Raw genomic sequence first — 26178 nt, 5'->3', positions numbered from 1 at the left:
ATGCACGCTATGCGTTCACATCTTGTTAGTTTGTTTCTGGGTAGCTGCTGATCGAATAGTTGTTTTGGAAGTGCAATGCAACCTGTGTTCAGTCTGGCCGATCAGTTGGCTCTTTCGCGCTACCGGCCCACGGGCTTCGACTATCTGCGGATCGCCCTGGCGGCCACCATCATCTGCCTGCACAGCGCGAACGTCGTCTTTGGCACCGACCGGGCAATGGAGATCCTGGGACATATCCGCATCGGGAGCGCAATGGTCCTTGCGCTCTTCTTCGCCTTGAGCGGGTTTCTGGTGACGGCGAGTTTGCTGAGGTGCAAGAGCCTGATTTCATTTCTCGGCCTGCGCGTGCTTCGCATTGTGCCCGCGCTTGCAGTCGAGACGATACTCTCGGCTATCATCATCGGCCCGATCTTCACTGTGCTTCCCCTCACGCAGTATTTCGCCGACCCGAAGTTTTATGCCTATTTTCACAATATCGTCGGCGACATCCACTATGAGCTTCCGGGCGTCTTCCTGCACAATCCGGTACCTTTTGCGGTGAATGCGCAGCTTTGGACGGTCCCATATGAGCTGTGGTGCTACTTGATCCTGGCACTGCTCGCCGTGACCACGATCTGCTTCAACAGGGTACTGTATCTGGTGTTTCTGGTGCTCGCCCAGATCGGTTTCGCCTGCCACGATATCTACCATTCGGACCAACAATATCTTCACCTTCGTCCGTCGCTGCTCGTGTTCTGCTTCCTTGCAGGTGTCGGCTTCTATCTCTGGCGCGACAAGGTCCCGTTCAACCGCACCGCGTTCCTGCTCGCGCTGACGCTGTGCGCGGCCGGGATGGCCACCGGATACACCGACGCGTTCATTGTTGGACCCACCGCGTATGTCGCGTGCTATCTGGGACTCATGAACCCGCGGCGAAGCTGGATCGTGTCGGGCGACTACTCGTACGGCATGTATCTCTACGGAGTTGTCGTCCAGCAGTGCGTTGCGGCGGTGGGTCCTCCGGTTCAGCATTGGTATGTGAACATCCTGATCAGCCTGCCGATTGCCTTCGGCGTCGCGTTCGTGTCCTGGCATCTCGTCGAGAAGCATGCGCTTCGGCTCAGGGCGCAGGTCGAACAGATCGAGGCGGCGGTGCTCTCCCGGATTTCGATCGCAACCTTCTGGCGCAAATCGCCCGAGCGCGGCGAGTTGCGCGCAACGCTCGGCAACAGCAGCGCATCGATCTGAGCCGCGTCCGCGGGAAGGATTGGCGTCCTCCCCGCGGCGCATTCCTTCACAGCAGCGCGTATTGCGTCCGCTCGCGCTTGGCGAGCAGCGGCAGGGCCTGCTCCGCGATGTAGGTCTTGAAGTAGGCGCTCTCCGCATGCGCCTTGAACGCCGCCTCGTCCTGGAACAATTCATAGAACAGGAATTGCGCCGGGTTGTCCTTGCCGCGGCCGATCAGGAACAGCTTGGTGCCGGGGTCTTTCTGGGCCTCGGGCAGGAAGCCGTCGAGGATGGCCGCGACCTTGTCGGCCTGTCCTTCCTTGGCTTCCCATTGCGCAACCACCAAGAGGCCGGCGGTGTTGATTGCATCGCTGATGGTTCGTGTGCTCAACGCATAGTGTTTCATTGGCAGTCCTCCGTTGCTTTGCTCCGATCGAGCTTGCGACCCGGCCCACGGCGAGATGCCGGCGATCGTCATGATCGCGGCGAACGAGCCGATGGCCGATCGTCGGGTGAGCATCATCGTCGTGGTCGTGACTTCCGAACGTTTCATGATCGCCTCCAGTTGATCCGCGCCAACCGCCTTGCCGGGGCCGCAACGCGAGAGATAGGGGATCGCCCGGCGAACCCGGTTCGGTCACGGTCGAATTGTCGATGTCGTGAAAATGGTTCGACGATGACCGAAGTGTCGCGGCAGGAGAGGGGGCGCGTCGCCCCCGCAAGATGCCGGCCAGGCCCGGATCGAGCCGCGCAGTTCCGGCATCGGCAAGGTGGGAGACGTCAGGCGCGGCGAATACCGGAGCTGGCGGGACGTTCCGGGGCAGGGCGGGCTTGGCGGCCGTTCAGCTGTGGAAGGCCGTCACCCGGCCGTCCCGTCGCGATCACTCGTCGCATTCAGAGGCCTGTTCGGCACGCGCATTTGATTTTGGAGTGAAATTTCGATACCGCCTAACGCGTGGAAACGCTCAAGGTCAGAGACGGCAAGGACGTCGAAGAGGTGGTGCGCGCGGCTATCGCCAGCGAGCAGCCGCTCGAGGTCATCGGTCATGGATCGAAGCGCGCCATCGGCCATCCGATGGCGACCAATGCCGTGCTCGACGTCTCGGTGCTGAACGCGGTCACCGCCTATGAGCCGAACGAGCTGATCATCACCGTCGAGGCCGGCGCGCCGCTCGCCGACGTGCAATCCCTGATCGACGCCAAGAACCAGCAATTCGCCTTCGAGCCGATGGATACGTCCGTGCTGCTCGGCGGCGCGGGAGCCGGCACGATCGGCGGCATGATCGGCGCCGGCCTTGCCGGTCCCCGCCGCATCAAGGCCGGCGGCATCAGGGATCATCTGCTCGGGGCGCACGCGGTGTCCGGGTTCGGCGACAGTTTCAAGACCGGCGGGCGGGTGGTGAAGAACGTCACCGGCTATGACCTCTGCAAGCTGCTCACCGGTTCCTGGGGCACACTCGCGGTCATGACCGAGGTGACGCTGAAGGTGATGCCGAAGCCGGAAGCCGAGCGGACGCTGCTGCTGCGCTCCCTCGACGACGTCACCGCCAACAAGGTGATGACGGCGGCGCTGGGGTCGCCCTTCGACGTCTCGGGCGCGGCGCATCTGCCCGATCAGGCCCTGCGCTCCGGAACCGGCGCGCTCGCCGGCCTCGCAGCTGCCGGCCAGGCCATCACTCTGGTGCGGCTCGAGGGGATTGCGGCGTCGGCGGCGCACCGCGCGGCCTCGCTCACCCAGACGCTCTCGTCCTATGGAACGGTCGACGTCCTCGCCGACGAGGCCTCGGCGTCGATCTGGAGCGCGCTGCGCGACGTGGTGCCATTCGCGGCGGGCGGCGCACGCGGCGCCTGGCCGGTGTGGCGCATCGTTTGCCCGCCGGCCATCGGCGGCGCGCTCGGCGAGGGCCTGGCGCGCTCAACCGGCGGCGAGGTGATCTACGATTGGGGTGGCGGCCTGATCTGGGCCGCGGTGCCGCCGAGCGCCGACGCGCAGGCCGCGCTGGTCCGCGGCCAGGTCGAGGCGATCGGCGGGCACGCCACCCTGATCCGCGCCACCGAGGATCTGCGCCGTGCGGTCGATGTGTTCCAGCCGCAGGCGGCCGGGCTTGCCGCGCTCGGCGAACGTATCCGGGCGAGTTTCGATCCAAGGTCGATCCTCAACCGCGGCCGGATGACCATCATGCCCAAACAAGGAGCTGAAGCGCGATGACGATTCAACCTCATCTCATCGCGCTTTAGAGGCGGGACGGCATGAAGACCGAGTTTTCCCTGGCGCAGCTTGCCGATCCCGACATCAAGGAAGCCGACAAGATCCTGCGCGCCTGCGTGCATTGCGGCTTCTGCACCGCGACCTGCCCGACCTATGTACTGCTTGGCGACGAGCTGGATAGCCCGCGCGGCCGCATCTACCTGATCAAGGAGATGCTGGAAAAGGACAAGCCGCCGACACCTGAGGTGGTCAAGCATATCGACCGCTGCCTGTCGTGCCTGGCCTGCATGACCACCTGTCCGTCGGGCGTGAACTACATGCACCTCGTCGACCAGGCCCGGGTCAGGATCGAGCGGGACTATCAGCGGCCGCTGACCGAGCGGCTGCTGCGCTCGGTGCTCGCCTTCGTGCTGCCGCGGCCCGACCTGTTCCGGATCAGCATGATCCTGGCCGGGTTCGCCCGTCCGTTCGCAGCCCTGCTGCCGACGCCGTCGGTCGGCGCCGCGAACCCGGGCCTGCTGCGACGGATCAAGGCGATGCTCGCACTCGCGCCGCGCGGCCTGCCGCAGCCGGGTCCGGCGGCCGGAACCGTGTTTGCGCCGATCGGCCGGCGGCGCGGCCGGGTCGCGCTGCTGCAGGGCTGCGCCCAGCAGGTGCTGGCGCCACGCATCAATCAGGCCGCGATCAGCGTGCTGACCCGGCACGGCGTCGAGGTGGTGCTGGTCAAGGACGAGCAATGCTGCGGCGCGTTGACCCATCACATGGGACAGGACGGCGACGCACTGGCGCGCGCGCGGGCCAACGTCACGGTGTGGCAAAGGGAAGCGGACCAGAACGGGCTCGACGCCATTCTGGTGACGACCTCAGGCTGTGGGACAGTTGTCAAAGACTACGGCTACCTGCTGCGCGAGGACAAAACATTCGCGGAGCCGGCGCAGCGAATCTCGGCGCTGGCAAAGGATATCACCGAGTATCTCGCTGGCCTCGAGCTCGCGCCTTCAACACAGAAAGGCGACATCACCGTCGCCTATCACTCGGCTTGTTCGTTGCAGCATGGACAGAAAATCACTCAACTTCCGAAAGAATTGCTTTCCAAGAATGGATTCGTGGTGAAAGATGTACCCGAGAGCCATTTGTGTTGCGGTTCGGCGGGGACCTACAACATTCTCCAGCCCGACATTGCGAGCAGATTGCGCGATCGCAAGGTCGCCAATATTGCGCTTGTCAAACCGGACATGATCGCTGCGGGCAATATTGGCTGCATGGTTCAGATTGCCGGCGGTACGTCAGTTCCTGTGGTGCACACGATTGAGCTTCTCGATTGGGCGACAGGAGGTCCCCGGCCAGGATTGAATTGATCGACTGCCACTCGAGCATGATCCGGACCTCAGCCTTGCCCTGACGCAACGTGTCCGACGCAATGTGAAGGATCGGCGCTTCCTCAGCCACAGACGCGAAGCGATCGCGCGGCCATCATGCCCGACAAGCGTAGCGGAGTGTGCCTCTCCCCGAGGTGCGGCTGCGGTCCGGCAAGCGATCACTTCAATGCGCCCGGTGGACTCACATAGCGGCAACAGGAGGACCACGATGGCGAAGTCGAAGAAGGCGAAGAAAAGCAAGAAGGCCAAAAAGGCCAAGAAGGCAGTAGCGGCGAAGAAGAAGTCCGCGAAGAAGTCGGCCAAGAAGACTGCGAAGAAGTCTGCAAAGAAATCGGCGAAGAAGTCAGCCAAGAAGGCTGCCAAGAAAACCGCCAAGAAAACTGCCAAGAAAGCCGCGAAGAAAGCTGCTCCGAAGAAGGCCGCGCCCAAGAAGGCTGCTAAGAAGAGCGCTCCGAAGAAGGCCGCCGCGCCGAAGCCGGCCGCCCCAGTCGCAGCCCCCCCGGCGCCCGAGCCCGCGCCGCAGCCGGCCGCAAGCTGGGCGACGCCGAGCCACGAACCGGCCCCGAGCTGGGGCACCTCCGAGGGCGAGCACCACTAACCGAAGCTGGCCCGATCCTGGACCGGTTCAAACCGATCGAAGCCGCAGCGGACGCCGCTGCGGCTTTTTCCGTATCGGGGACTCCGCCCGTGCTCTTACGGGTACGTCGATTCGTCCCGAACGCTGTCAGATCCGGTCGGCTGTTGCCTTGTCCCCACGGCAGCGGCTGTCCTCAACCGGAACGGGAGCATCGACCTTGTGCTGCAAATGCAACACCCGGCGACCAACGTGCGACGAAACAGCTGGAACGCCTAAAAAGTCGGCAGCTGCATTTCTTTTTGGCTTCACGGTCCCGTGCACGGGCCGCAGATTAGCAACACGCGATTTAGTTGCAGTCCGTTATCGCGCGCCCTGGGGGGCACCGAAGCTGGGCTGTCTGGAAAAGTAGATGGGGATCGTCATGAAGAAACTGGCTTTGTTAGCAACGGCGCTAGCAATGATTTCGAGCTCGGCAATGGCAGCTGACATGGCGGTGAAGGCCGTCAAGGCGCCGCCGCCGGCTCCCTTCGATCCCTGGGATATTGCCTTCGGCGCCGGCGTCATGAACGACTACATCTTCCGCGGCGTCACCCAGTCGAACCACAATCCGTCGGTCACCGCCTATTTCGAGCCGCGCTACAACGTCAACAAGGACCTGCAGCTCTACATCGGCACCTCGACCGAAAGCATCTCCTTCGCCAACCGCGCTGCGGCCGAAGTCGACGTCTATGGCGGTATCCGCCCGACCTTCGGCGCCTTCGCCTTCGACATCGGTGTCTGGGGTTATCTGTATCCGGGCGGCACCTGCCAGTTCGGTGCGCCTTTCGACACCGCCGGCAACGCGCTCGGCGCGGAGTGCGCCACCAACTTCCTGGCGAACGGCAACGTCATGAAGAAGGACGTCTCGTTCTTCGAAGTCTACGGCAAGGCGACCTGGACCATCAACGACAGCTGGGCGTTCACCATCAACGAGTACTACTCGCCGAACTTCCTCAACACCGGCGCCTGGGGCAACTACTCGTCGATCATCGGCAAGTACACCGCGCCCAGCACCGTGTTCGGCACCAGCGGCGTCGGCATGTATGTGTCGGGTGAGTTCGGCCGGCAGTGGCTCGGCACCTCCGACAGCTTCTACGGCGTCCCGGCGTTCCCGAACGGCATCAAGTATGCCGACTACAACACCTGGAACATCGGCATCGGCTTCACCTACAAGGTGTTCACGCTCGATCTGCGCTATTCCGACACCGACCTCTCGAAGGGCAATTGCAGCGCCTTCACCAGCGACTTCACCGCCGGCGGAACCACCAACGTCACCCCGATCAATCCGGGCGGCACTGGCTCCAACTGGTGCGGCGCGGCGGGGATCGCCAAGCTCTCGGTCGACCTGACCGCGATGTCCAGCCTGAAGTAATCTCTCCTTCCGGAGACCGAGAGGGCGGCAGAGCAATCTGCCGCCCTTTTTGTTTTTGGTGGGTGATAACGAGACTAGAGGGCAGACTGGCTGCACCTCTCCCGCTTGCGGGGAGGTCGCCGCGCGTAGCGCGGCGGGTGGGGCTGTCTCCACAATGCGATTCGTGGAGAGAGCCCCCACCCCAACCCTCCCCCGCAAGCGGGAGAGGGAGCTAGGGACTGTCCGAATTGATGGAGCGTAACGGAGTTCGCAGCCGGATCCGCTCGCTTACGACGTCGCCACCTTCACCTTGTCATGCAAGCTGAAGTGGTCACCGTCCTTCACCAGCGCGACGTTGCGCTGGTGGAAGGCCTCGAGCGTCGAGCGGTGGCCGATCGAAACCACCGTGGTGTCGGGCAGCTTCTCGGCGATCAGCTTGTAGAGCGCGGCTTCCGACGGCTCGTCGAGCGAGGCTGTCGCCTCGTCCAGGAACAGGAATTGCGGCGCATGCAGCAGCGCCCGCGCGATGCCGAGCCGCTGCTGCTCGCCGAGCGACAGCATCCGATTCCAGTGCGCCTCTTCCGCGAGCCGCGCCGCGAGCTGCGGCAGCCCGACCGCGGTGAGCACCTCGCGAAGGCGTTCCGCGTCGAATGTCGCGGTCTCGCCCGGATAGACGACGGCGTCATGCAGAGGGCCGATCGGCAGATAGGGACGTTGCGGCAGCATCATCAGCCTGGCATTGGCCGGGATCTCGACCGTGCCGCTTCCGAACGGCCAGATGCCGGCCACGGCGCGGAACAGGGTCGACTTGCCGGCGCCGGAGGGGCCGGTCACCAGCGTCCGCTCACCGGGACGGAAGCTGAAATGCTCGGCCGCGACCAGCGGCGTGCCGTTCGGCAGCTTGACCAGAAGCTGCGGCAGCGCGATCTCGCCGCCGGTCGCCGGCTTGGTGCCAATCGAGGCGGGGTCCGCGGCGAGCTTCTCGGCCTTGGTGATCGAATTCTCGAACCCGTCGAGACGGGCAACGGTCGCGCGCCACTCGGCCAATGTGCGATAGGCGGTCACGAAGAACGAGAGCGAGTCCTGCACCTTGCCGAAGGCTTCCGCGATCTGGATCAGGGCGCCGAGCTGCACCGTCTTGCTGACGAAATAGGCCGGTCCCGCCAACGCGAAAGGAAACACCACCGACGCCTGCGCATAGCTTTGCGTGAAGGCCGTGATCCGCTTGGTCCGGCTCATGATGCCGTACCAGTTGGCGACGACGCGACCGAACCGGTCCAGCAGCCGCCCGCGCTCGGCGCCTTCGCCCTTGAGCAAGGCGATCTGCTCGGAGTTTTCCCGCACCCGCACCAGGTTGAACCGGAAATCCGCCTCGAGGCGTTGCTGGTTGAAATCGAGATTGACCAGCGGCGAACCGATCCATTGCGTCAGCATGGTGCCGAAGATGGCGTAGATGATGGCGCCCCAGACCAGGTAGCCCGGAATTGAGAAGTCGATGCCGAACAGGATCAGCGGCAGCAGCTCCGACAGGCCCCAGAGGATCACGACAAAGGAGGCAAGCGAAACGACTGCGTTCAACAGGCCGAGACCCAATGCTAGCGTCTGGCCGACGAACAGCTTGACGTCGTCGGTGATGCGCTGGTCGGGGTTGTCGGTCGCGTCGTCGGCGAGCTGCATGCGATAGTGATTGGCGTTATGCACCCAGTCGCGGAGATACTTCCCGGTCATCCAGTTGCGCCAGCGGATCTGCAGCCACTGGTTCAGGTACAGCTGGTAGACCCCGAGCGCTACCGAGGCTGCTGCGATCGTGCAGAACACCAGCATCTCGCGCTTGAAAGTGTCCCAGTCCTTGTTCTGCAGCGAGGTGTAGAAGCGGTTGCGCCACTGGTTGATCAGCACGTCCATGACGACTGAGGAGAGCTCGATCGCGATGACCGCGGCAAGCAACCCGCGGCCCGCCCATTTGTCCTCGGATTTGAAATAAGGCGAGGCGATGCGCCACACCGCCGCGAGCGTCGAACGGATGTTGTTCACAGATTATCGTCTCCGGGGAAGGGGCCGCAAAGGCCTGAAGAATCGGGACAATCGGAGTGGGCCTCGACTAAAGTCGTAGGTCTGGCATGCAAGCGTTGGCTTGTCCCAACGATCGAGTCAACCCTAGCATGACGGCAATGGCGAGGGACGGGGGACCTTCGATTTTTCGCGAGGATGTGAGCGATCCTTACCGATCGTTCATTCGCGAGCCGGGGCTGTAGTTTTCCGACGGACTCCCGCAATCGCACCAGCGCGCCGGCCTGCGCCGAGGCCGTGGCGCTGCATAAGAGCATGGGGAGGACCCGAGATGAACACCTGGAATCAAATCTACAATCCGCTGAATAATGCAGGGTTGTCGACCTTAGCTGCCGCCATTCCCGTGGTCACGCTGCTGGTGCTGATCGCCAGCGGCAAGGTGAAGGCACATATCGCGGCCATCATCGCCGTAATCGTGACCAATTTGATCACGATCTTTGTCTTCACGATGCCGGCCAGCATGTCGATCCGCGCCTCGATCCTCGGCATCGTCACCGGGTTCTTTCCGATCGGCTGGATCGTGCTCAACGTCATCTTCCTCTACCAGGTCACGGTGAGATGCGGGAAGTTCGAGCTGCTCAAGCGCGCGGTCGGCGGCGTCACCGAGGATCGCCGGTTGCAGCTGCTCTTGATCGCGTTCTCGTTCGGCGCCTTCTTCGAGGGTGCTTCGGGCTTCGGCACGCCGGTCGCCATCACCGGCGCGGTGCTGATCGGGCTCGGCTTCTCGCCGCTCGCGGCCTCCGGCCTGTCGCTGATCGCCAACACCGCCCCGGTCGCCTTCGGCGCGCTGGGCACGCCGATCCAGGGTCTTGCCTCGGTTACCGGGCTCGATCCCTATATCCTCGGCGCCATGGTCGGCCGGCAGCTGCCGCTGTTCTCGCTGATCGTGCCGTTCTGGGTGGTGTGGGCGTTCGCGGGCTGGCGCGGCATGAAGGAAGTGTGGCCGGCGATCCTGGTCACCGGCGTGTCGTTTGCGGTCCCGCAATTCGTGATCTCGAACTACATCAATCCCTGGATCGTCGACATCGGCGCCTCGCTGATCTCGATGGGCGCGCTGATCCTGTTCCTGAAGGTCTGGCAGCCGCGGCAGCTCTGGCTGTCGCCGGCGCTGCGCGGCCGCGATGAATCGGCGGCGACGATGGCGGCCGCCAAGCCGCTCGACAAGACGCCGCTGACCCAGGGCGAATTGTGGAGCGCGCTGCTGCCGTGGATCATCGTCTGCATCCTGATGCTGATCTGGGGCAATGGTGCCTTCAAGGCCTGGGCGAATGCCAACTTCGTCTGGAACTATCCGGTCCCCGATCTCGACAAGCTGATCTTCAAGGTGCCACCGGTGGTGCCGAAGCCGACGCCCGAAGGCGCCGTGTTCGGCTTCACCTATCTGTCGTTCACCGGCACCGGATTGCTGATCGCCGCGATCATCTCGGGTCTGTTGATGGGCTTCTCGCCGCTCAAGCTGATCGCCGAATATGGCCGCACCATCCGCATCTGCGCGATCTCGCTGATCACGATCTCGGCGATGCTGGCGATCGGCACCCTGACCCGGCTGTCCGGCGTCGATGCCACGCTCGGCCTCGCCTTTGCCGCGACCGGCGTGCTCTACCCGTTCTTCGGCACGCTGCTCGGCTGGCTCGGCGTGGCGCTGACCGGATCAGACACTTCGTCCAACATCCTGTTCGGCAACCTGCAGAAGATCACCTCCGAGCAGCTCGGCCTGTCGCCGGTGCTGATGGCGGCGGCGAACTCCTCGGGCGGCGTGATGGGCAAGATGATCGACGCGCAATCGATCGTGGTCGCCTCGACCGCGACCAACTGGTACGGCCACGAAGGCTCGATCCTGCGCTACGTGTTCCTGCATTCGATCGTGCTGGCGTGCTTGGTCGGTCTGTTCGTGACCCTGCAGGCCTATGTCTATCCGTTCACGGCAATGGTCTTGAAATAACGAGGCGAGGCGTCGCCCAAACCAGGATCCCCGCGGGTGCGAGCCCGCGGGGATTTTGCTTTTCAAGCGGTTTTTCTCGCTCCGCCAAGCTGGCCAATCACGACCTCGTCCCATAGAAGGGCGGCGTCGCAATTGGTGGGAATGATGTCGATGAAGCGGATTCTGAACGGCGGCGTGGCCGCATTGGTGCTGGCTGCTGCGGCTCTTGCTGCGGCTCCGGCCAAGGCCCAGGAAGAATTCCCGTTCGGTTTCGTGATGACGCTAGATGCCGCGCGCATGCCCGGCTCCAAGCGGATTCCCTCGATCGAGATCGGCGACAATGGCGAGGTGATCCTCGAGCTGTGGTGCGACGGCGGCAAGGGCCAGTTCTCGGTGGCCGGCAACACCATCGTGTTCGTTCCCGGCGCGATGGAGAACCGCACCTGCACGCCGGAGCGGGCGCAGGCCGACAAGGATCTGCTCGCCGCGCTCGGCGACATGACGAGCTGGCGACGGCAGGGCGATCAGGTCACGTTCATCGGAAGCAAGCAGCTGCGCTACGTGATCAACAGCAACTGAGGCGCAGCCTCGGCGCTCAGGGCGTCGCGACCAATCCGCTTGCGGTGGCGACGATCCAGCGATTGCCCCAGCGCACGATGGAATCGACTCGGCCGAGGCCCGGGACAACGTCGCCGCGTGCGGCCATCTTGACACCTTCCGGCCCTTCGAGCACGGCGGTGCCGTCGCGGACCTCGACCACCGACCATCCGGGGATCGTGCTCGGCCGCGACTCCGGCGCTGCCGGAAGCGGCTGCTTCGGCCCCAGCGCCATGGCCTGCGCGTTCAGCGTCGTCGGCGCGGCACCGAGCACCTGCGGGCGCGGATTGACAATGGATTTGGGAATGCTGCCGGTGACGACGGGGTCGGCGTTGGACGCCGTCCGCCGCGGGCTCTCGCTTCTTCGGCTCGGCGGCGCCTCTGCAAGATGCGGGGCGGGCGCTTCCTTCTGGGCTACCGGGACCGTGGCAGGAGTTGTGAAGAAGTCGTGCCAGTTGGCGCCGCCCGCCCATCCCAGCACGAAGCTCGCGGCCAGCGCAGTCGCTGCCAGCAGCGCGGTGCCGATGCGGTCTGCGAACGGCTCCCGCAGCAGCAGGGCGGCGTCGCGATTTTCACCTGAGACGTCCCAGAGGTCCGCCGTCTGCGCCGGCGAATGACCCTCCGTCGCATCTGTTGTTGGCCAGATGCTCCCAGGACTGATCGGCTCGCGGTCTTGCATGGCGTGACCTGTGTTCGGTGACGCAAAGCATGATCCTCGAAACTAAATCGAGCCTTAATTTTCGGTGACCGAACTGCGGCAGCACAAAGTCTTTTGGTCGCAGGGCCCCGTAGATTGACGGGCTCGGGGCGTCGGCCGACAGTTGGCGACGGCTTTGTCAGCCGGCTCCAAATCGTGTCCGAGATGCGCAAGCCTGAGATCAGCATCGGCCCCGAAGACCCCACACAGCCCGAGGTGCGGCGGCTGATCGCGCTGTCGGACGCCTATCTGGCGGCGCTGTATCCGCCCGACAGCAACCACCTCGCCGACGCAGCGACGCTCGCCGCCCCCGGCACGGTGTTTCTCGTCGCGCGGCGCAATACCGAAGTACTCGGCTCGGTCGCCTTCCGCATCATCGCGCCCGGGCATGCCGAGATGAAGCGGATGTTCGTGCGCGCTGATGCGCGCGGAGGTGGGCTCGGCCGTTGTCTGCTCGACGCGCTGGAAGCGGTGGCGCGCAGCCGGCAGATCGAGCGCCTCAGCCTGGAGACCGGCATCCGGCAACCGGAGGCGATCGTGCTCTACCGCGCCGCCGGCTACCAGGAATGTCCGCCGTTCGGCGACTACGCGCCCGATCCGCTCAGCCTGTTCATGACCAAGCGCCTCTGACCGCAACTGGTGCTTGCCCGCACCCGCCGGTCGTTTCCGGACGTTGTCTCCGCAAACCGGGTCGCCGCGGCGCGCGGCGGCGGCTATAGCGAACGCATGCTCGACTTCACCGCACAATATGCTGCCTTTCAGCGCCGCGATCCTGCCTGGGACGGCATCGTGTTCGTCGCGGTCAAGACCACGGGCGTGTATTGCCGCCCGGTCTGCCGGGCGCGCACGCCGCTCGCCCGCAATGTGCGGTTCTACGGCAGCGCGGCGTCGGCCGAGCGTGCCGGCTTCCGGCCCTGCCTGCGCTGCCGTCCCGAGGCGGCGCCGTTCTGCCCGGCATGGAAGGGCACCCGGACCACCGTCGAGCGCGCGCTGGCGCTGATCGAGGACGGCGCACTCGACCGCGGCAACGTCCAAGCATTGGCCGAACGGCTCGGCATCGGCGCGCGGCATCTGTCGCGGCTGTTTGCCGAACATCTCGAGGCCTCGCCGCTCCAGGTCGCGCTCTCGCTGCGGGTGCAGCGCGCCAAGCGGCTGATCGACGGCAGCGATGCCCCGCTGTCTGTGGTGGCGCAGCGCGCCGGCTTCTCCAGCGCAAGGCGCATGAACGCCGCATTCGCAAAACTCTACGGCCGCTCTCCGATCTCGCTGCGACGGAGGCGGCCACACGGCGTCACGATGCAATGAACCCGATGGAGATCAGCAATGGCCAAGAGCTACGGCACCGTCAGTGCCGAACAGAAGCAGCAGATGAGCGGGCTGGCATTCGTGGAGGGGCTCGCCAGCGGCGCACTGCCGCTCAACACGATCGCGCGGACGCTCGGCTATGACGTCACTGAAGCCGAACACGGTCGCGTCGTCGTCACGCTGCTGCCGACCGATGCGCATCTCAATCCGGCCGGCACCGTGCATGGCGGCCTGACGGCGACGCTGCTCGACAGCTGCATGGGCCTTGCGGTGCAGTCGACGCTCGACGCCGGCATCAGCCAGACCACGCTCGAATTCAAGATCTCGCTGGTCCGTCCGATCACGCCGGACACCGGTCCGATCCGGGCCGAGGGGCGGGTGCTCAATTGCGGCCGCCGCGTCGGTACCGCCGAGGGCAGGGTCACCGACGCGAAGGGGCGGTTGCTCGCGCACGGCACGACGACGTGCCTGATCTTTCCGGCCTGACGCGGAGTGCTGGGACAGACTGAGCCGGCACTGCACCCGGAGGTGCGATGCCGGTCCAGTAGCATTGGACCGTGTTTAGTCGACGAACCGTCGATTCAGCCCGCGTAGCCACTCTGTTCGGGCAGGCGGATGAGGCCGAGCTGCAGCATGGCGGTCAGCGCGTCTTCCTGTCCGAGCTCCTCGGCGATTCGTCCGTCCCGCACACGCAGCACGGTCGTGCCGGCGAATGTCATCTTGCGGCCAGACGCTGCGGGCAGTGAGCCGAGGCGGAAGTCGCTGAACGCAGGTCCGGTGTGTGTGCCGCCGCCTTCCCAGCGGCCGACGACGAGATCGCCTTCCGCAACGAGGTCGCCAACGCCCCAGAAATTCAGATCCGGAAACGCTTCACGAAACTCGGTGATGAACTGGGTGACCGCGGCGCGGCCCTTCTTCGGCTCGTGCATCGGGTAGTGCACGACAATGTCTGGCGTCGCGAGCTCTTCGATGATGTTTGGATTCCACGGGTTGCCCCAGAAGCCCGCGAACCATCGGCCGACCACATTCTTGTTTTGCTCTGACATCTCATCGTCTCCATTTGCGCGTTGCCGGCATCGCGACCGGCGCTGTGTCGATGCGCGCATTAGGCAATGTGAGACGCGTGTCGCACCACCCGATTCCAGATCGGGCGTGCTGTCGCCTTCAGGCGAAATTCCGCTTTGTCGATATGATGCTTGGCGCTGCTTCCCGAACGTCGTCGCGCAATCGGGAAGCGGGTGGCTCAGTGCCACGCCGACTTGTCGGCGTCCCAGCGCTGGCCTTTGAATTCCTTGAGCAGCGCGTCGATCGCGCCGTTGTCGTCCTTGGTTTCGCTGCCTTCCTCGTCGCTGCTGGAATCGTCGGACAGGTTGAGCTTGGCGCCGGCGCTGTCGTCGGAGGTCGAGACGGTCGGGCTCGAGACCCACAGGATCAGTTTGTCGGAGCTGCCGGGCTTCTCCGGCGAGACGAGGGCGGTGATTTCGTAATTCTGGGTCAGGCCGAGCGCCGGATAGATAGCGCTGGGCCGCTTCAGCACCAGCTTGAGCTTGCCGGTGTTCGCATTCCACGCCGTTGAGGCAGGCTTTGCTGCCAGCGTCTTCGCCAGCACGCCGGCGATCGCGGTTGCCAGCTTGTCCTTGTTGATCTTGTCGCCGCTGGTCCAGTCGGCGGCGGCAAAGCGGATGGTGCGGTCCATCTCGACCACGCCGCTGGTCCAGCCGGCTGCCGTCACGCCGGGCGCCGACTTCGCCTTGGCGAGCAGCGCGCTGGCGTGCTCGGGATCGACGGTGAGGTTGATGGTCTGCTCGCCCGAGCGCATCGCATCGCAGGTCACCGAGAGGCTCGAGGTGCCGATCTCGACGGCCTCGCCCTTCAGGCTCTTGAGGAAGTCGGCCGCCGCATCGAGCTTCACCCGCACGCCGATCGATTCCGGCGAGACGTCGGTGAAATCCTTCGGCTGCGGCGTGATGCCGTCCTCGGTGGCTTGGTTGTCCTGGAATTCCTTCTCGCTGAGATCGGAATTGTCGGTCGAGGCGACTTCGGTCACGGTCTGGCCGATCGTGATCTGGCCGCGGAATTCAAACCCGTCGCCGCTCTGCTTGCGGTTCAGCTTGATGGTGACCGGCTGCTTGTCGGCGACGCTCTGGGTGGTGCCGGAGAGCGTCTGGCCGCTGATGGTCAGGTTGGCGACGAAGCGGTCCTTGCGGTCGGAGCCCTTGTCGGCCGGATAGCAGACGTCGAGCACCGCCGCGGTCACGGTCTTGCCCTGCCGGGTTTCCTTCAGGACGACGTCGGCATTGCCGTCCATCAGGCCGTCGATCGAGGTGAAATAGCGCGTCTCGGGACCGCCCGCCGGTGTTGCTTTCGATTGCAGCTTGATCTGGGCGACAGCAGGGGCCGAGGCGACGGCAAGACCGAGCAGCAGGAGCGGGAGCGCGCGCATACGATAAGTCCTCGAAGGGCAGAATCGGTTCCGTCGTAACTAGCAAACCTCCGTGTCATTGGCCAAAAAAGAAGGCCGCCTGACGGCGGCTATCAATTTCGAAGGATCTGACCTTCGGCACTGTCATGGCCCGGTGCAGCCATCAGGAGAACGGCGTCGCCGCTCATGTTCCGGCGATGACGAATCGAGACGGGCCAGGCGTCATGTGCGTTGGTCAGATTCCTCGCCGTTCTCCAGCCTGCCGCGCAGCGTGCTGACGACGCGGTTCATGGCTTCGATGTCCTTCATCGAAAGTCCGTCGGCGAGGCCGTTCACCCAGGGCAATTGCAGCCGCATCGCCGCATCGAAGGCTTGCTGCCCCTTCTCGGTCAGCACGACGAGCTGGGCGCGGCGGTGATGCGGGTTGGTCTCGAATGTGACGAGTCCGTCCCGTTCGAGGTCGTTGACGATCCGCTGCACGTTCTGTCTGGCCGCGCCGAGGTCGCGCGCCAGCCACGCCACCGGTTGCGGGCGCTCGGTGGCGACGATGGCGCCGAGGATCTGCCAGCGCGCGCTCGTCAGCCCGAGCCCGGCCACCAGCCGGTCGCCCGATGTGAACAGCAGGCTGTTCAGCCGGAACAGGTCGAGAATCAGGCTGCTCAGGGCTTCCCCCGCCGGCGTTCGTTTTGCATTCGTCATTTGTCACCATACAATCTTATTGACATCATAATGTCAAATATCATATGTATCGATCTGATCGAAATGACATCATAGCACCATATCAAACGGAGCCAACCATGCCGCAGATGCGCCCCCTCGACCCCGCTTTCCCGATCAACCGCCAGCTCGCGGTCGAGGCCAGCAACGTCGTGCTGGTCAACCTGTTCACGCTCGACAAGGCCGACGAGCAAACTTTCCTGAAAGCCTGGCAGGACGACGCGGCCATCATGAAGCGGCAGCCGGGCTTCATCTCGACCCAGCTGCACCGCGCGCTCGGCGACAGCCCGGCCTATCTGAACTACGCAGTCTGGGAATCCACCGCCGCCTTTCGCGCCGCGTTCATGAACCCGGAGTTCAGGGCCAAGCTGTCGGCCTATCCCGCCTCGGCGGTGGCATCGCCGCATCTGTTCCAGAAGGTCGCGGTGCCGGACGTTTGCGTGGCGTAGAAGGCTGCGAGCCCGGCAAAAGGTCTGTAGGGCGGATTAGCCGAAGGCGTAATACGCCATTCGCGGAGAGATGCGGCGGATTACGCTTCGCTAATCCGCCCTACGATCTACGATCTGGGTGGCGTCACTCAACGATAGATCAGCCAGCCACTAACGAGAGTGGTAGCAGAAGCCAGGAAGGAGATGTCCAGAAAGCGCAACGGCGCTTTTGGACGGTGACCGGCAGAACGGGAAATGACGTAGTAGAGACCGTAACCCGCGCCGAGGACCAAAAACGTCGACGTTTGGATGATCCAGACCCTCAAAACGGCTACAAAGCCATCGATGCTGTCCAGAGCATAGGTGCTCAACGCGAGCACCGCGCCGATCGCGTAGAACAGCACCAGCGTGGACGTCAGTGATTTGGCGTCGCGGGACATGCGATGACCCTTACATCCCGATCGTAATCAAACTGCAAAAAAGAAGGCCGCCCGGAGGCGGCCTTCGATCTCGATGCGATGTGGCGAGGGCTCAGAAGCCGCCCATGCCGCCCATTCCACCCATGCCGCCGCCCGGCATCGCCGGCGCCGCGTCCTTCGGCACTTCGGCGACCATGGCCTCGGTGGTCACCAGCAGGCCGGCGACGGAGGAGGCGTCCTGCAGGGCGGTGCGCACCACCTTGGCGGGGTCGATGATGCCCTTGTCGACCATGTCGACATAGTCCTCGGTCTGGGCGTCGAAGCCGAAGGTTTCCGACTTGTTCTCGAGGATCTTGCCGACCACGATCGAGCCTTCGACACCGGCATTCTCCGAGATCTGGCGGATCGGAGCTTCCAGCGCCTTGAGCACGATGTTGATGCCGGCCTGAACGTCGGCATTGGGGTTGGTGAGACGGCCGACCGCCTTCTTGGCGCGCAGCAGGGCGACGCCGCCACCCGGCACGATGCCTTCCTGCACCGCGGCGCGGGTCGCGTTCAGCGCGTCCTCGACACGGTCCTTCTTCTCCTTGACCTCGACCTCGGTCGCGCCGCCGACCTTGATGACGGCAACGCCGCCGGCGAGCTTGGCGAGGCGCTCCTGCAGCTTCTCACGGTCGTAGTCCGAGGTGGTCTCCTCGATCTGCGCCTTGATCTGGCCAACGCGGGCGTCGATGTCCTTCTTCTTGCCGGCGCCCTTGACGATCGTGGTGTTCTCCTTGTCGATCACGATCTTGCCGGCGCGGCCGAGCATGTTGACCGTGACGTTCTCGAGCTTCATGCCGAGGTCGTCGGAGATCAGCTGACCGCCGGTCAGGATCGCGATGTCTTCCAGCATCGCCTTGCGGCGATCGCCGAAGCCCGGCGCCTTGACCGCGGCGACCTTGAGGCCGCCGCGCAGGCGGTTGACGACCAGGGTCGCCAGCGCCTCGCCCTCGACGTCCTCGGCGAGGATCAGGAGCGGACGGCCCGACTGCACCACGGCTTCCAGCACCGGCAGCATCGCCTGCAGGCCGGACAGCTTCTTCTCGTGCAGCAGGATGTAGGCATCCTCGAGCTCGGCGGTCATCTTCTCGGCGTTGGTGATGAAGTACGGGCTGAGGTAGCCGCGGTCGAACTTCATGCCCTCGACGATGTCGACTTCGGTCTCGAGCGACTTGTTCTCCTCGACGGTGATGACGCCCTCGTTGCCGACCTTCTGCATCGCCTGGGCGATCATCTTGCCGATCGCGGTGTCGCCATTGGCCGAGATGGTGCCGACCTGGGCGACCTCGGAGGAGGCGGCCACCGGCTTGGCGCGCTTCTCGATGTCCTTGATGACGGCGGCGACGGCGATGTCGATGCCGCGCTTGAGGTCCATCGGGTTCATGCCGGCCGCAACCGACTTGGCGCCCTCGCGCACGATGGCCTGTGCCAGCACGGTCGCGGTGGTGGTGCCGTCACCGGCGGTGTCGTTGGTCTTGGAAGCGACCTCGCGCAGCATCTGCGCGCCCATGTTCTCGAACTTGTCGTCGAGCTCGATCTCCTTGGCGACGGTGACGCCGTCCTTGGTGATGCGGGGCGCGCCGAACGACTTCTCGATGACGACGTTGCGGCCCTTCGGGCCGAGCGTCACCTTGACGGCATTGGCGAGCACGTCGACGCCGCGCAGCATGCGGTCGCGGGCGTCTCCGGCGAATTTTACGTCCTTGGCAGCCATTCAAATTACTCCTGGGTGATTGGGGGCAGCCGCCGCATCCCACACTTGTCATCGCCGGGCTTGACCCGGCGATCCATCTTTCTCGAAGTGTGATGGATGCCCGGATCATCTGCGCGAAGACGCGCTTCGCGCTTTTGTCCGGGCATGACGACCTTGGCTTTGCGGCAGCCGATTATCTGCGATCAGGCCAGCACGCCCATGATGTCGGACTCCTTCATGATCAGGAGCTCCTGGTTGTCGAGCTTGACCTCGGTGCCCGACCACTTGCCGAACAGCACGCGGTCGCCGACCTTGAGGTCGATCGGGATCAGCTTGCCGGCCTCGTCGCGGCCACCCGGGCCGACGGCGACGATCTCGCCCTGCGACGGCTTCTCCTTGGCCGAGTCCGGAATGATGATGCCGCCCTTGGACTTCTCGTCGGCATCGATACGCTTGACCACGACGCGGTCGTGCAGGGGGCGGAAGGTGGATTTAGCCATGACGTTCCCTCTTGGAGGCTCGGTTTCAGGTCCGGTTCATCGAGACCGGCGTTGAATGCCGGTCCGGTCGGCGCCGGGCAGGACGCCCGGCGCATTTAGCAATCGTGGTGCAAGAGTGCTAATTGTGGGCCGGGAAATATGGCTTGGCGCAGTTTCTGTCAAGCAAACGGGTTAAGGCCTTGGTGAGGCCAATATAGGATGGTGGACCAGAAACCAAATCGTAGCGATGACGTAATTTTGTCAGACGTCATTGCTCCGTCTTAAGTTTTACGCTTGGCTGCATGACGGGTGCGGCCAGGACATAGTCGGGGGATACACATGATCAGGTCACTCAACGCGCGATTGGTCGCACGGTTCGCGGCTGTTTCGGCGCTGACGACACTTTTGGGGGCGTGCGGCAGCATGAGCCTGCCGTCGCTGTCGTCGAACCCCGAGCCGGCACCCGTCGAACCGGGCGTGGCCCCGGAGATGCCGGCGTCGATCCGCGCCGACGAGATCGTCGGCCGCTGGGGCCTCGCCTCGTTCCAGAATCCCGCCGACCGCGCCCGCACCGAGGCCGCCGCGCGCGGCCAGTGCAAGCAGCCCTACGTGATCGGCGCCGGCCAGAACGGCGGCGTCATCATGCATCTGGCCGACCAGGCCACCCCGCAGGAACTGCGGCTGAAGGGTTCCCCTGGTGGCAAGAACTATATCGGCCCGCCCGGACCGACCCCCGGCGAGCAGGACCGCGAGATCATCTCGTTCGACGGCCGGGTCATGATCACCCGCTTCGTCGACAAGGACGCCGCCACCCGCTACGGCAACATGGTGTATGTCCGCTGCGCGCCGAGGGCGTAGCGGCGAGGCCGGTCCATCTGTTCATCTTGCAGCCGCATCGGCAGTGCACCTCTCCCCTTGTGGGAGAGGTCGGATTGCATCGCCAGGTGCAATCCGGGTGAGGGGTCTCTCTCCTCGAGGCACCCTCTCGCTATCTGAGTATGCGGCGACAATCCCTCATCCGGCGCGGATTGCATCGGCGCCACCTTCTCCCACAAGGGGGAAGGCAGGGCAGATTGTGGCCTCATCCAAACGAAAACGCCGGCCCTGAGGGTCGGCGTTTCGTCTATCCCTGACCGGATTTCAGAGGGACCCGAATCCGGCTTGCCGTCCGCAGTCCAAGATCTTGACCCGGAGACAACCGCCTTACCGCCGCACCCCAACGCGATTGACGCCGCCATTCATGTTGCCGCCCGCGTTGTGCCGGACCGCAGCGCGCGCCACCGGACGGGGCCGGAGCACAACACCGGCCCGCGCCACGCAACCTGCTGGATAGCCGACATAGGTGCAGTAAATGACGGCGTTGGCGGGTGCCGGAGTGAGCGCGACAGCTGCAAACCCTAACATGAGGCTGGCCGCAATTCCCGCAAATGTTGCGGACCTGATCGAAAGTATGTTCGTCCGACGCATGGTGATCCTCCCTCATCGCACGCGAACCGAAAGGTGATGAAGCCGCTTCAGACGCGGCCTAGGGTATCGTCGGTGTCAGGGGAGTGGTGATGTTGATGTAGATCAACGCCGGGCGCGACCCGTCGCCGCGTGAGGTCGATCTGTATCATGCATGAGGGCGGCTCACCGGGCCGCCCTCATTCGGAGATATTTGCGCCGACTTCACTGACAGACGTACATGTGGCCGTCAGCCCATTTCGTCATTGTGCCGGGCTCGCAACCGATGCCGTTGGCAGTCTTGTACTCGGTCCATCCGGCATAGCCGTAATACGGGCTGATCCCATGATAGGCCCGGGCCGGATAGTACGGCTGGCCGAAGTGGGGATCGGTCTGGGCGGCATACGCATCGGTCCAATTGTTCGTGCCCCAGCCGGAATAGGCCGGTGCGGTAGCGGCCGCTGTGGCGACCGCCGCCGTGGCGGCGATACCTGCGCCGACCCCGTAATGCCGATATCCGTAGCCGTATCCGTAGGCGGCGCGCCGGGTGTTACGACGCGCGACGCCCGCGACGCTCATGGGTGTCAGCGGTCGGCCGACACGCGCCTGGGCGCTTTCGACCGACGCCGAAACGCCGCCCTGCTCGGACCAGGTGATGGAGAACAGTGTCGCGCAGGCGAACGTCGAAAGTGCAATTGCAGTATTCCGGACAATTCTTTGCGTCATGTTCAATCTCCAACGTTGAGTACTTCAGTGGCTCCACCCCAATCAGTGATCCGGCAACAAGGCGCACGCGATCAGCGCGACTGAAAGAAATCCGCCACCGATCGCCACCGCCTCAAAGACAGCCTCGCGCTGCAATTCCGAAAGCAGCCGACGCGCCGCGCGCTTGACCGGAAGCTCAATCGCGCGCCTGCGCAGCATGCGCCACGTTTCAATGCGAAGCTCTGCGCGTCGAATACACGCAGCGAGCGCGGTGCGAATTCGCAATTTCGTGCCGGGTGAAAGTACAAGGGCGTGCGCGGGGGCAACCGGAATGATCCCGGAAGTCCCGTGCAACCGGCACCCAATGCTGGCTCCCGGCATACGCATGACAAATTTCCCTCAACGGCAATATGCACCCGCGCCGGTAAACCTGCCAGCAGATTTACACGCGTCGCATTTGGCACAGACTGCATGCTGTCGAGACAGAGGTGCTCGCTGATTTGGCCGTTGTCGCGATACTGTTGATTTATGTCAAAGGTCGTGAGGTTCTCGAATGAGACGCTGGTACCGACCACGCGCACATCATTGCGGCCCTGCGGGCCGATAGTTGCTTGACGCTGTGCTGAGCTTTGCTTCAGCGCAGATGCGTGCCCTTGGGTAAAGAAGTCTTGCGATGTGCACAATGGCGGATGGAGCGATCCATGCCGGTGGCGCGATATCTCCTCTATGTCGGCGGAGCGTTGCTCGCGCTGCTCTTCCTTCTCGATGTCATCCTGCCGAATTCTCCGCTGGTGCAACGGCCGGAAGCGATCCGTCCAACTATTCGTATCCATTCGATGGAAAAGCTGCCCGATCTCGTCGTGTACGATACCAGCCAGCCGACGATCGTTCCTGAACAGGTCGCGGAGATTCCCATTCCGGCCTCAGACAAAGCCGCCGGGCCTTCTCCGATCGTTCGCGAGCGGGAAGCGTTCGCCCAGCTGCAGCCCGCCGAAATCGAGCGGCCAAAATCGTCGGTCCGCAAAACAAGAGAAGCGAAGTCGCCTCGGAAGTATGCCCATGCAAGAAGGCACGTACCGTCACCTTACGCGCATTTTGCCGAGCGACGTCCGCGATACGGGTGGTTCGACAACTACATCTGGTGATCAACGTGCATATGGTTGCACGGAAAGCCGCGAGTCGTGTCCTATTGAGCCTCGAGTAGCAGGGCGGCCAACACCAGGACCGGACAGAGGGCGTTCGCAGTCAGGGTGATGAAGAGCAGTACGTCACCGCCAAGCGCTTCAGCCCATCGACGCTTGAGCTTGCGGGGCAATATGCGCGATTGAGGTGCAAGCTGCTGTTGGTAAGCTGTTTTGACTTTCGCGGCGTTGATGGGAGGGGGCGCGGCTCGATGTCGCAGCAGGTTCTGCTCGTCATAGAGGACGTCAATTGGCGGGTTCGGCTTTAAGCACCCGGGTGCCATGAACGATCCCTTCCATCGAGCACCCAATCTACGTCCGAAGCCTTGAAGATGCTAGGGCGGTTTGTGCCAAGGGATCCAAACAGCGCGAGACAATTCGGTGGCTTGAAGTATGAGCCTTACGAGCCTTGATCTCGCAGTTCGAGTGTAACGAGCCTCGCCAACAGCGTCGCGGGGTAGAGCTGGCCGATCACGCTCTCCACGTTGCACAGGCTGCGTGCCATCGGATGCACCGGGATAATGTCCCCGTAGCCGGTCGATGTGAGCGTGACGAAACTTAGGTAATAGACCGAGCTGGCCAGCGCCGAGTCATCCTCGAAATTCATTCCCTTGAATGCGTCCGGCAACCACAAGCCGAGGAAGACGAATAGCGTTCCGAAGCCGAGCCCGATCAGCAGATATAGCAGGATCGCACCGACGATCCGATGATAGGTGACGCGACCGCGCCGGAATACGGCGTGCGCAATCACCGCTCCGAGCGTGAGCGCGATGGCGAGCCAGCCAGTTGCCAGGATGATGATGTTGTATGGCGACGGAGGATAGAGCAGGCGAAGCAAGATGACCGCGGCATTGGCGATGACGCCGAGCAACATGAAGCCGAGCGCGGCTGGATGGTCGGAAATGACGACCATGCCCGCGACGATGCCGAACAGGGCGACGATCGTCAGTCCGTGAAACGCAAACAAACCCGATGAATGCAGTGGCGCGAGCACGAACATGTAGAGCGCGAGCAGTGCTGCGAGCATCGTGACCAGTCGGTCGCCGTATTCGCGCCGAATCTGCCGCATGCCATAGACAGGGTTTGGCACTGTCGCTCCTTACCCTCCGGGTTCCGTTGCCGGAACTTTGACGGTAATTGCGTTCAGGACCGGCGCCGTTATTTGATTTGGGTCAATGATCTCTCTGAATGTCTCGATCGGTAAGTCGCGTTGACCAATCCGTCACGTTGCGGCGATGAGCTTGCGTAAAAAGATCCTCGCGGGAGTGCGCCATCGCTTAAACAAAAACGCCGGCCCGAGGGCCGGCGTTTTTCGTGATGATCTGACGATCGCTCAGTTGAACATCGCGTCGATGTCGTCCTGCGAGGCGTGGCCGGCGTCGCCGTCGAGCTTCGGGCCGTTGAGCAGGCGGGCATCGCCCTCGCGGGTGTCGACGATCGGCGGGGAGTGGGTCTTGATGGCGTCGACGCCGCCCCAGATGTTCATCATCTCGTTGATGTGCTGCTCGATGAACTTCATCGTCTGCATCACCTTGTTGATGCGCTGGCCGGTGAGGTCCTGGAAGTTGCAGGCCTCGAAGATCGAGACCACGCGCTCCTGGATATCTTCGCTGAGCAGCTTCTGCTGGTCGGGTGTGACGTTCTTCGACAGCGCGGTCGCAGCCTGGTCGATTGCCTCGACCGCTTCGAGGATCTGCTGGGTCGCCTGCTCGGTGCCGCCGACCACGGCGCCGAGCTCGCCATTGACCTTGGCCATTTCCTCGCCGTTGAAGCTCTTGCCGTGCAGCACGGCGATCTCGCGCTTGGTGCGGCTGATCGCGTCATGGATCAGGTCGAGCTCGACCTTGAGCTTCTCACATTGTTCGACCTGCGCGCGGTAGGTCTCGAGCAGTGCGTGGGTCTCGGCGACTTCGCGGGCGACGGCGGCGTCGACACTGTCGCCGGTGCGCTGTGCCGGTGCTGCGGCCATCTGGGCGCGGATCGAGCGAAGCTCGGCCATGATCTCGCGATGCATCGGACCGAGGTCGGCGCCGCCGGCAACTTCCGGCTCCGGCATCACGACTTCGCCCATGGCCTGTTCGACACGAAAACGCTTACGCTTCACTGACATGATTTTCATTCCCGCCCCTTCACTGAAGTCCGTTCTAGACAGGGTGGATTTAACGTCAGGTTCACGCGGGAACAGTTTGCGCGGATAGCAGGTCGCCGCCGCGATACCAGCGATTAACCATGCCGCCGCCGCGTTCACGCAAAATAAACGCTGTCCGGCAAAACCGCGCGCCGTTGCCGGGATGGTGAATCGAAACGGCCGTTCCGTTTACCAAACCGATGCGGTTTTCATTGCTTATTGACCACGTGCAACGGGCGCAGCGCGCGCCTCGCGCAGTCAGTCCCGACGAAACCAGTACAGAGTACGTCGATGTTCAGGAAAACCACGCTTGCGCTGCTCGCCGGCGCCTCTTCGCTTGTTGCAATTCCCCAATACGCCATGGCGATCGACGCGGCGGCTCAGCCCGAGCCCACCGTGATCTACGCCAACCAGGGCGCCGCGCAGCCGCCGATGCGCACCGCCTATGTGCAGCCTCAGCGCTCCAACATGGGCGGCGGCTTCATCGAATTCCTGTTCGGCGATGCGCCGTCGTCGCAGGGTTATTCGCCACAGTATCAGCAGCAGCCTGGCTATTACGGCAACCGCCAACTGCCGCCGATGGATCCGCAGCAGCAGATGATCCGTCAGCAGGAGGAGGCCGCGGGCGATCCGACCCAGCGTCCGTTCGATCCGCGCTATGAAAAGCAGCTGGTCGATTACAGCGGCAAGGAAGGCGCCGGCACCATCGTCGTCGATACGCCGAACAAGTTCCTCTATCTGGTCCAGGGCGACGGCCGCGCGCTGCGCTACGGCATCGGCGTCGGCCGTCCCGGCTTCACCTGGGCCGGCACCAAGACGATCTCGGCGAAGAAGGAATGGCCGGCCTGGACCCCGCCGCCGGAAATGCTGGCGCGTCGTCCCGATCTGCCGCGGCACATGGAAGGCGGCCCGGAGAATCCGCTCGGCGCGCGGGCGATGTATCTCGGCTCGTCGCTGTATCGCATCCACGGCTCCAACGAGCCCTGGACCATCGGCACCAACGTCTCGTCCGGCTGCATCCGGATGCGCAACGAGGACGTCATCGACCTCTACGGCCGCGTCAATGTCGGCGCCAAGGTCGTCGTGATGTGATCTTCGTTCTGAAGCAGCTGCCCCAAAGATGGTGTAGTCCCGGCGAAAGCCGGGATCCATGACCACAGGCGGTTGTTA

At 63.8% G+C, this 26178-nt stretch carries 28 protein-coding genes; 14 read left to right on the top strand and 14 right to left on the bottom strand.

Going from position 1 to position 26178, the window contains the following annotated elements; all coding sequences use genetic code 11:
• The first annotated feature begins 75 nt into the window (after positions 1 to 75).
• Positions 76 to 1227 (top strand): acyltransferase family protein, encoded by a 1152-nt coding sequence (locus tag JQ616_RS01770; RefSeq protein WP_249136321.1) that lies wholly within the window; start codon positions 76 to 78, stop codon positions 1225 to 1227.
• 46 nt (positions 1228 to 1273) lie between these two features.
• Here JQ616_RS01770 and JQ616_RS01765 read toward each other — a convergent pair whose 3' ends face one another.
• Positions 1274 to 1759, bottom strand: a complete 486-nt coding sequence (locus JQ616_RS01765) for a putative quinol monooxygenase (protein WP_249136319.1) — start codon at positions 1757 to 1759, stop codon at positions 1274 to 1276.
• 402 nt (positions 1760 to 2161) lie between these two features.
• Between JQ616_RS01765 and JQ616_RS01760 the strand changes: the two genes are divergently transcribed.
• From JQ616_RS01760 to JQ616_RS01745, 4 genes are all read left to right on the top strand, one after another.
• Complete coding sequence (locus JQ616_RS01760) at positions 2162 to 3415, top strand: FAD-binding protein (protein WP_212011768.1); 1254 nt, start codon at positions 2162 to 2164, stop codon at positions 3413 to 3415.
• A 41-nt stretch (positions 3416 to 3456) separates the two neighbouring features.
• A complete protein-coding gene (gene glcF, locus JQ616_RS01755; protein WP_212011766.1) occupies positions 3457 to 4773 on the top strand; it encodes a glycolate oxidase subunit GlcF in 1317 nt (438 codons plus the stop codon).
• 229 nt (positions 4774 to 5002) lie between these two features.
• Positions 5003 to 5392 (top strand): histone, encoded by a 390-nt coding sequence (locus JQ616_RS01750; RefSeq protein WP_212011764.1) that lies wholly within the window; start codon positions 5003 to 5005, stop codon positions 5390 to 5392.
• A 400-nt stretch (positions 5393 to 5792) separates the two neighbouring features.
• Positions 5793 to 6782: a TorF family putative porin gene (locus JQ616_RS01745; protein ID WP_212011762.1), complete on the top strand. Its 990-nt coding sequence runs from the start codon at positions 5793 to 5795 to the stop codon at positions 6780 to 6782.
• Between the two features lie 267 nt (positions 6783 to 7049).
• Here JQ616_RS01745 and JQ616_RS01740 read toward each other — a convergent pair whose 3' ends face one another.
• On the bottom strand, positions 7050 to 8795 hold the full coding sequence (locus JQ616_RS01740; RefSeq protein ID WP_212011761.1) for an ABC transporter ATP-binding protein/permease: 1746 nt from the start codon (positions 8793 to 8795) through the stop codon (positions 7050 to 7052).
• Positions 8796 to 9102: 307 nt separating this feature from the next.
• Between JQ616_RS01740 and JQ616_RS01735 the strand changes: the two genes are divergently transcribed.
• Positions 9103 to 10773 carry an L-lactate permease gene (locus JQ616_RS01735; protein ID WP_212011760.1) on the top strand — a complete coding sequence of 557 codons (1671 nt, stop codon included), beginning with the start codon at positions 9103 to 9105 and terminating at the stop codon, positions 10771 to 10773.
• Positions 10774 to 10914: 141 nt separating this feature from the next.
• Complete coding sequence (locus JQ616_RS01730; RefSeq protein WP_212011759.1) at positions 10915 to 11331, top strand: META domain-containing protein; 417 nt, start codon at positions 10915 to 10917, stop codon at positions 11329 to 11331.
• A 16-nt stretch (positions 11332 to 11347) separates the two neighbouring features.
• On the opposite strand, the gene JQ616_RS01725 is transcribed toward JQ616_RS01730, so the two are convergent.
• Positions 11348 to 12028 (bottom strand): hypothetical protein, encoded by a 681-nt coding sequence (locus JQ616_RS01725; RefSeq protein ID WP_212011758.1) that lies wholly within the window; start codon positions 12026 to 12028, stop codon positions 11348 to 11350.
• Between the two features lie 183 nt (positions 12029 to 12211).
• On the opposite strand from JQ616_RS01725, the gene JQ616_RS01720 reads away from it, so the two are divergent.
• The 3 genes from JQ616_RS01720 to JQ616_RS01710 all read left to right on the top strand — a co-directional run bounded on the left by JQ616_RS01720 (position 12212) and on the right by JQ616_RS01710 (position 13837).
• Complete coding sequence (locus JQ616_RS01720; RefSeq protein WP_212013088.1) at positions 12212 to 12676, top strand: GNAT family N-acetyltransferase; 465 nt, start codon at positions 12212 to 12214, stop codon at positions 12674 to 12676.
• Between the two features lie 96 nt (positions 12677 to 12772).
• Positions 12773 to 13351: a bifunctional transcriptional activator/DNA repair enzyme AdaA gene (locus JQ616_RS01715; protein ID WP_212013087.1), complete on the top strand. Its 579-nt coding sequence runs from the start codon at positions 12773 to 12775 to the stop codon at positions 13349 to 13351.
• An 18-nt stretch (positions 13352 to 13369) separates the two neighbouring features.
• Positions 13370 to 13837 carry a PaaI family thioesterase gene (locus tag JQ616_RS01710; RefSeq protein ID WP_212011757.1) on the top strand — a complete coding sequence of 156 codons (468 nt, stop codon included), beginning with the start codon at positions 13370 to 13372 and terminating at the stop codon, positions 13835 to 13837.
• 95 nt (positions 13838 to 13932) lie between these two features.
• Here the strand turns inward: JQ616_RS01710 and JQ616_RS01705 are convergent, their stop codons facing one another.
• The 3 genes from JQ616_RS01705 to JQ616_RS01695 all read right to left on the bottom strand — a co-directional run bounded on the left by JQ616_RS01705 (position 13933) and on the right by JQ616_RS01695 (position 16472).
• Positions 13933 to 14397, bottom strand: a complete 465-nt coding sequence (locus tag JQ616_RS01705) for an ester cyclase (protein WP_212011756.1) — start codon at positions 14395 to 14397, stop codon at positions 13933 to 13935.
• 197 nt (positions 14398 to 14594) lie between these two features.
• On the bottom strand, positions 14595 to 15794 hold the full coding sequence (locus tag JQ616_RS01700; protein ID WP_212011755.1) for a hypothetical protein: 1200 nt from the start codon (positions 15792 to 15794) through the stop codon (positions 14595 to 14597).
• 201 nt (positions 15795 to 15995) lie between these two features.
• Positions 15996 to 16472, bottom strand: coding sequence for a MarR family winged helix-turn-helix transcriptional regulator (locus JQ616_RS01695; RefSeq protein WP_212011753.1), 477 nt, complete (start codon positions 16470 to 16472; stop codon positions 15996 to 15998).
• Positions 16473 to 16570: 98 nt separating this feature from the next.
• Here JQ616_RS01695 and JQ616_RS01690 point away from each other — a divergent pair, with 98 nt between their 5' ends.
• Positions 16571 to 16939, top strand: coding sequence for an antibiotic biosynthesis monooxygenase family protein (locus JQ616_RS01690; protein ID WP_212011752.1), 369 nt, complete (start codon positions 16571 to 16573; stop codon positions 16937 to 16939).
• 128 nt (positions 16940 to 17067) lie between these two features.
• Here the strand turns inward: JQ616_RS01690 and JQ616_RS01685 are convergent, their stop codons facing one another.
• From JQ616_RS01685 to JQ616_RS01675, 3 genes are all read right to left on the bottom strand, one after another.
• On the bottom strand, positions 17068 to 17358 hold the full coding sequence (locus tag JQ616_RS01685) for a hypothetical protein (RefSeq protein WP_212011751.1): 291 nt from the start codon (positions 17356 to 17358) through the stop codon (positions 17068 to 17070).
• Positions 17359 to 17449: 91 nt separating this feature from the next.
• The gene (groL, locus tag JQ616_RS01680) at positions 17450 to 19093 is read right to left on the bottom strand and encodes a chaperonin GroEL (protein WP_163155198.1); all 1644 of its coding nucleotides are present in this window, start codon (positions 19091 to 19093) and stop codon (positions 17450 to 17452) included.
• A gap of 182 nt (positions 19094 to 19275) precedes the next feature.
• A complete protein-coding gene (locus tag JQ616_RS01675) occupies positions 19276 to 19572 on the bottom strand; it encodes a co-chaperone GroES (RefSeq protein ID WP_212011750.1) in 297 nt (98 codons plus the stop codon).
• Between the two features lie 318 nt (positions 19573 to 19890).
• Here JQ616_RS01675 and JQ616_RS01670 point away from each other — a divergent pair, with 318 nt between their 5' ends.
• Positions 19891 to 20409 carry a hypothetical protein gene (locus JQ616_RS01670; RefSeq protein WP_212011749.1) on the top strand — a complete coding sequence of 173 codons (519 nt, stop codon included), beginning with the start codon at positions 19891 to 19893 and terminating at the stop codon, positions 20407 to 20409.
• Positions 20410 to 20754: 345 nt separating this feature from the next.
• Here the strand turns inward: JQ616_RS01670 and JQ616_RS39185 are convergent, their stop codons facing one another.
• The 3 genes from JQ616_RS39185 to JQ616_RS01660 form a co-directional block, all read right to left on the bottom strand.
• Complete coding sequence (locus tag JQ616_RS39185) at positions 20755 to 21018, bottom strand: hypothetical protein (RefSeq protein ID WP_249136317.1); 264 nt, start codon at positions 21016 to 21018, stop codon at positions 20755 to 20757.
• Between the two features lie 201 nt (positions 21019 to 21219).
• Positions 21220 to 21720 (bottom strand): hypothetical protein, encoded by a 501-nt coding sequence (locus JQ616_RS39180; RefSeq protein WP_249136316.1) that lies wholly within the window; start codon positions 21718 to 21720, stop codon positions 21220 to 21222.
• A gap of 42 nt (positions 21721 to 21762) precedes the next feature.
• Positions 21763 to 22086: a hypothetical protein gene (locus tag JQ616_RS01660; RefSeq protein ID WP_212011748.1), complete on the bottom strand. Its 324-nt coding sequence runs from the start codon at positions 22084 to 22086 to the stop codon at positions 21763 to 21765.
• A 314-nt stretch (positions 22087 to 22400) separates the two neighbouring features.
• Here JQ616_RS01660 and JQ616_RS01655 point away from each other — a divergent pair, with 314 nt between their 5' ends.
• Positions 22401 to 22844, top strand: a complete 444-nt coding sequence (locus tag JQ616_RS01655) for a hypothetical protein (RefSeq protein WP_212011747.1) — start codon at positions 22401 to 22403, stop codon at positions 22842 to 22844.
• A gap of 436 nt (positions 22845 to 23280) precedes the next feature.
• Here JQ616_RS01655 and JQ616_RS01650 read toward each other — a convergent pair whose 3' ends face one another.
• Complete coding sequence (locus JQ616_RS01650) at positions 23281 to 23880, bottom strand: ion channel (RefSeq protein WP_249136314.1); 600 nt, start codon at positions 23878 to 23880, stop codon at positions 23281 to 23283.
• A gap of 333 nt (positions 23881 to 24213) precedes the next feature.
• Entirely contained in the window at positions 24214 to 24990 is a 777-nt protein-coding gene (locus tag JQ616_RS01645; RefSeq protein WP_212011745.1) for a protein phosphatase CheZ, read from the bottom strand.
• A 309-nt stretch (positions 24991 to 25299) separates the two neighbouring features.
• Between JQ616_RS01645 and JQ616_RS01640 the strand changes: the two genes are divergently transcribed.
• Entirely contained in the window at positions 25300 to 26100 is an 801-nt protein-coding gene (locus JQ616_RS01640) for a L,D-transpeptidase (protein ID WP_212011743.1), read from the top strand.
• The last annotated feature ends 78 nt before the right edge of the window (positions 26101 to 26178 follow it).

The organism is Bradyrhizobium tropiciagri, assembly GCF_018130545.1.
Taxonomy (GTDB): Bacteria; Pseudomonadota; Alphaproteobacteria; order Rhizobiales; family Xanthobacteraceae; genus Bradyrhizobium; species Bradyrhizobium tropiciagri_A.
Note: the sequence above shows the minus strand (reverse complement) of the source record. Positions and strands in the feature narration are given on the sequence as shown.

What these genes read in the sequence shown, in the direction of transcription:
- JQ616_RS01770 (WP_249136321.1), top strand. Translation starts at nt 76, where the DNA reads ATGCAACCTGTGTTCAGTCTGGCCGATCAGTTGGCTCTTTCGCGCTAC.
- JQ616_RS01765 (WP_249136319.1), bottom strand. Translation starts at nt 1,759, where the DNA reads ATGAAACGTTCGGAAGTCACGACCACGACGATGATGCTCACCCGACGA.
- glcF (WP_212011766.1), top strand. Translation starts at nt 3,457, where the DNA reads ATGAAGACCGAGTTTTCCCTGGCGCAGCTTGCCGATCCCGACATCAAG.
- JQ616_RS01750 (WP_212011764.1), top strand. Translation starts at nt 5,003, where the DNA reads ATGGCGAAGTCGAAGAAGGCGAAGAAAAGCAAGAAGGCCAAAAAGGCC.
- JQ616_RS01745 (WP_212011762.1), top strand. Translation starts at nt 5,793, where the DNA reads ATGAAGAAACTGGCTTTGTTAGCAACGGCGCTAGCAATGATTTCGAGC.
- JQ616_RS01735 (WP_212011760.1), top strand. Translation starts at nt 9,103, where the DNA reads ATGAACACCTGGAATCAAATCTACAATCCGCTGAATAATGCAGGGTTG.
- JQ616_RS01730 (WP_212011759.1), top strand. Translation starts at nt 10,915, where the DNA reads ATGATGTCGATGAAGCGGATTCTGAACGGCGGCGTGGCCGCATTGGTG.
- JQ616_RS01725 (WP_212011758.1), bottom strand. Translation starts at nt 12,028, where the DNA reads ATGCAAGACCGCGAGCCGATCAGTCCTGGGAGCATCTGGCCAACAACA.
- JQ616_RS01720 (WP_212013088.1), top strand. Translation starts at nt 12,212, where the DNA reads ATGCGCAAGCCTGAGATCAGCATCGGCCCCGAAGACCCCACACAGCCC.
- JQ616_RS01715 (WP_212013087.1), top strand. Translation starts at nt 12,773, where the DNA reads ATGCTCGACTTCACCGCACAATATGCTGCCTTTCAGCGCCGCGATCCT.
- JQ616_RS01710 (WP_212011757.1), top strand. Translation starts at nt 13,370, where the DNA reads ATGGCCAAGAGCTACGGCACCGTCAGTGCCGAACAGAAGCAGCAGATG.
- JQ616_RS01705 (WP_212011756.1), bottom strand. Translation starts at nt 14,397, where the DNA reads ATGTCAGAGCAAAACAAGAATGTGGTCGGCCGATGGTTCGCGGGCTTC.
- JQ616_RS01700 (WP_212011755.1), bottom strand. Translation starts at nt 15,794, where the DNA reads ATGCGCGCGCTCCCGCTCCTGCTGCTCGGTCTTGCCGTCGCCTCGGCC.
- JQ616_RS01695 (WP_212011753.1), bottom strand. Translation starts at nt 16,472, where the DNA reads ATGACGAATGCAAAACGAACGCCGGCGGGGGAAGCCCTGAGCAGCCTG.
- JQ616_RS01690 (WP_212011752.1), top strand. Translation starts at nt 16,571, where the DNA reads ATGCCGCAGATGCGCCCCCTCGACCCCGCTTTCCCGATCAACCGCCAG.
- JQ616_RS01685 (WP_212011751.1), bottom strand. Translation starts at nt 17,358, where the DNA reads ATGTCCCGCGACGCCAAATCACTGACGTCCACGCTGGTGCTGTTCTAC.
- groL (WP_163155198.1), bottom strand. Translation starts at nt 19,093, where the DNA reads ATGGCTGCCAAGGACGTAAAATTCGCCGGAGACGCCCGCGACCGCATG.
- JQ616_RS01675 (WP_212011750.1), bottom strand. Translation starts at nt 19,572, where the DNA reads ATGGCTAAATCCACCTTCCGCCCCCTGCACGACCGCGTCGTGGTCAAG.
- JQ616_RS01670 (WP_212011749.1), top strand. Translation starts at nt 19,891, where the DNA reads ATGATCAGGTCACTCAACGCGCGATTGGTCGCACGGTTCGCGGCTGTT.
- JQ616_RS39185 (WP_249136317.1), bottom strand. Translation starts at nt 21,018, where the DNA reads ATGCGTCGGACGAACATACTTTCGATCAGGTCCGCAACATTTGCGGGA.
- JQ616_RS39180 (WP_249136316.1), bottom strand. Translation starts at nt 21,720, where the DNA reads ATGACGCAAAGAATTGTCCGGAATACTGCAATTGCACTTTCGACGTTC.
- JQ616_RS01660 (WP_212011748.1), bottom strand. Translation starts at nt 22,086, where the DNA reads ATGCGTATGCCGGGAGCCAGCATTGGGTGCCGGTTGCACGGGACTTCC.
- JQ616_RS01655 (WP_212011747.1), top strand. Translation starts at nt 22,401, where the DNA reads ATGCCGGTGGCGCGATATCTCCTCTATGTCGGCGGAGCGTTGCTCGCG.
- JQ616_RS01650 (WP_249136314.1), bottom strand. Translation starts at nt 23,880, where the DNA reads ATGTTCGTGCTCGCGCCACTGCATTCATCGGGTTTGTTTGCGTTTCAC.
- JQ616_RS01645 (WP_212011745.1), bottom strand. Translation starts at nt 24,990, where the DNA reads ATGTCAGTGAAGCGTAAGCGTTTTCGTGTCGAACAGGCCATGGGCGAA.
- JQ616_RS01640 (WP_212011743.1), top strand. Translation starts at nt 25,300, where the DNA reads ATGTTCAGGAAAACCACGCTTGCGCTGCTCGCCGGCGCCTCTTCGCTT.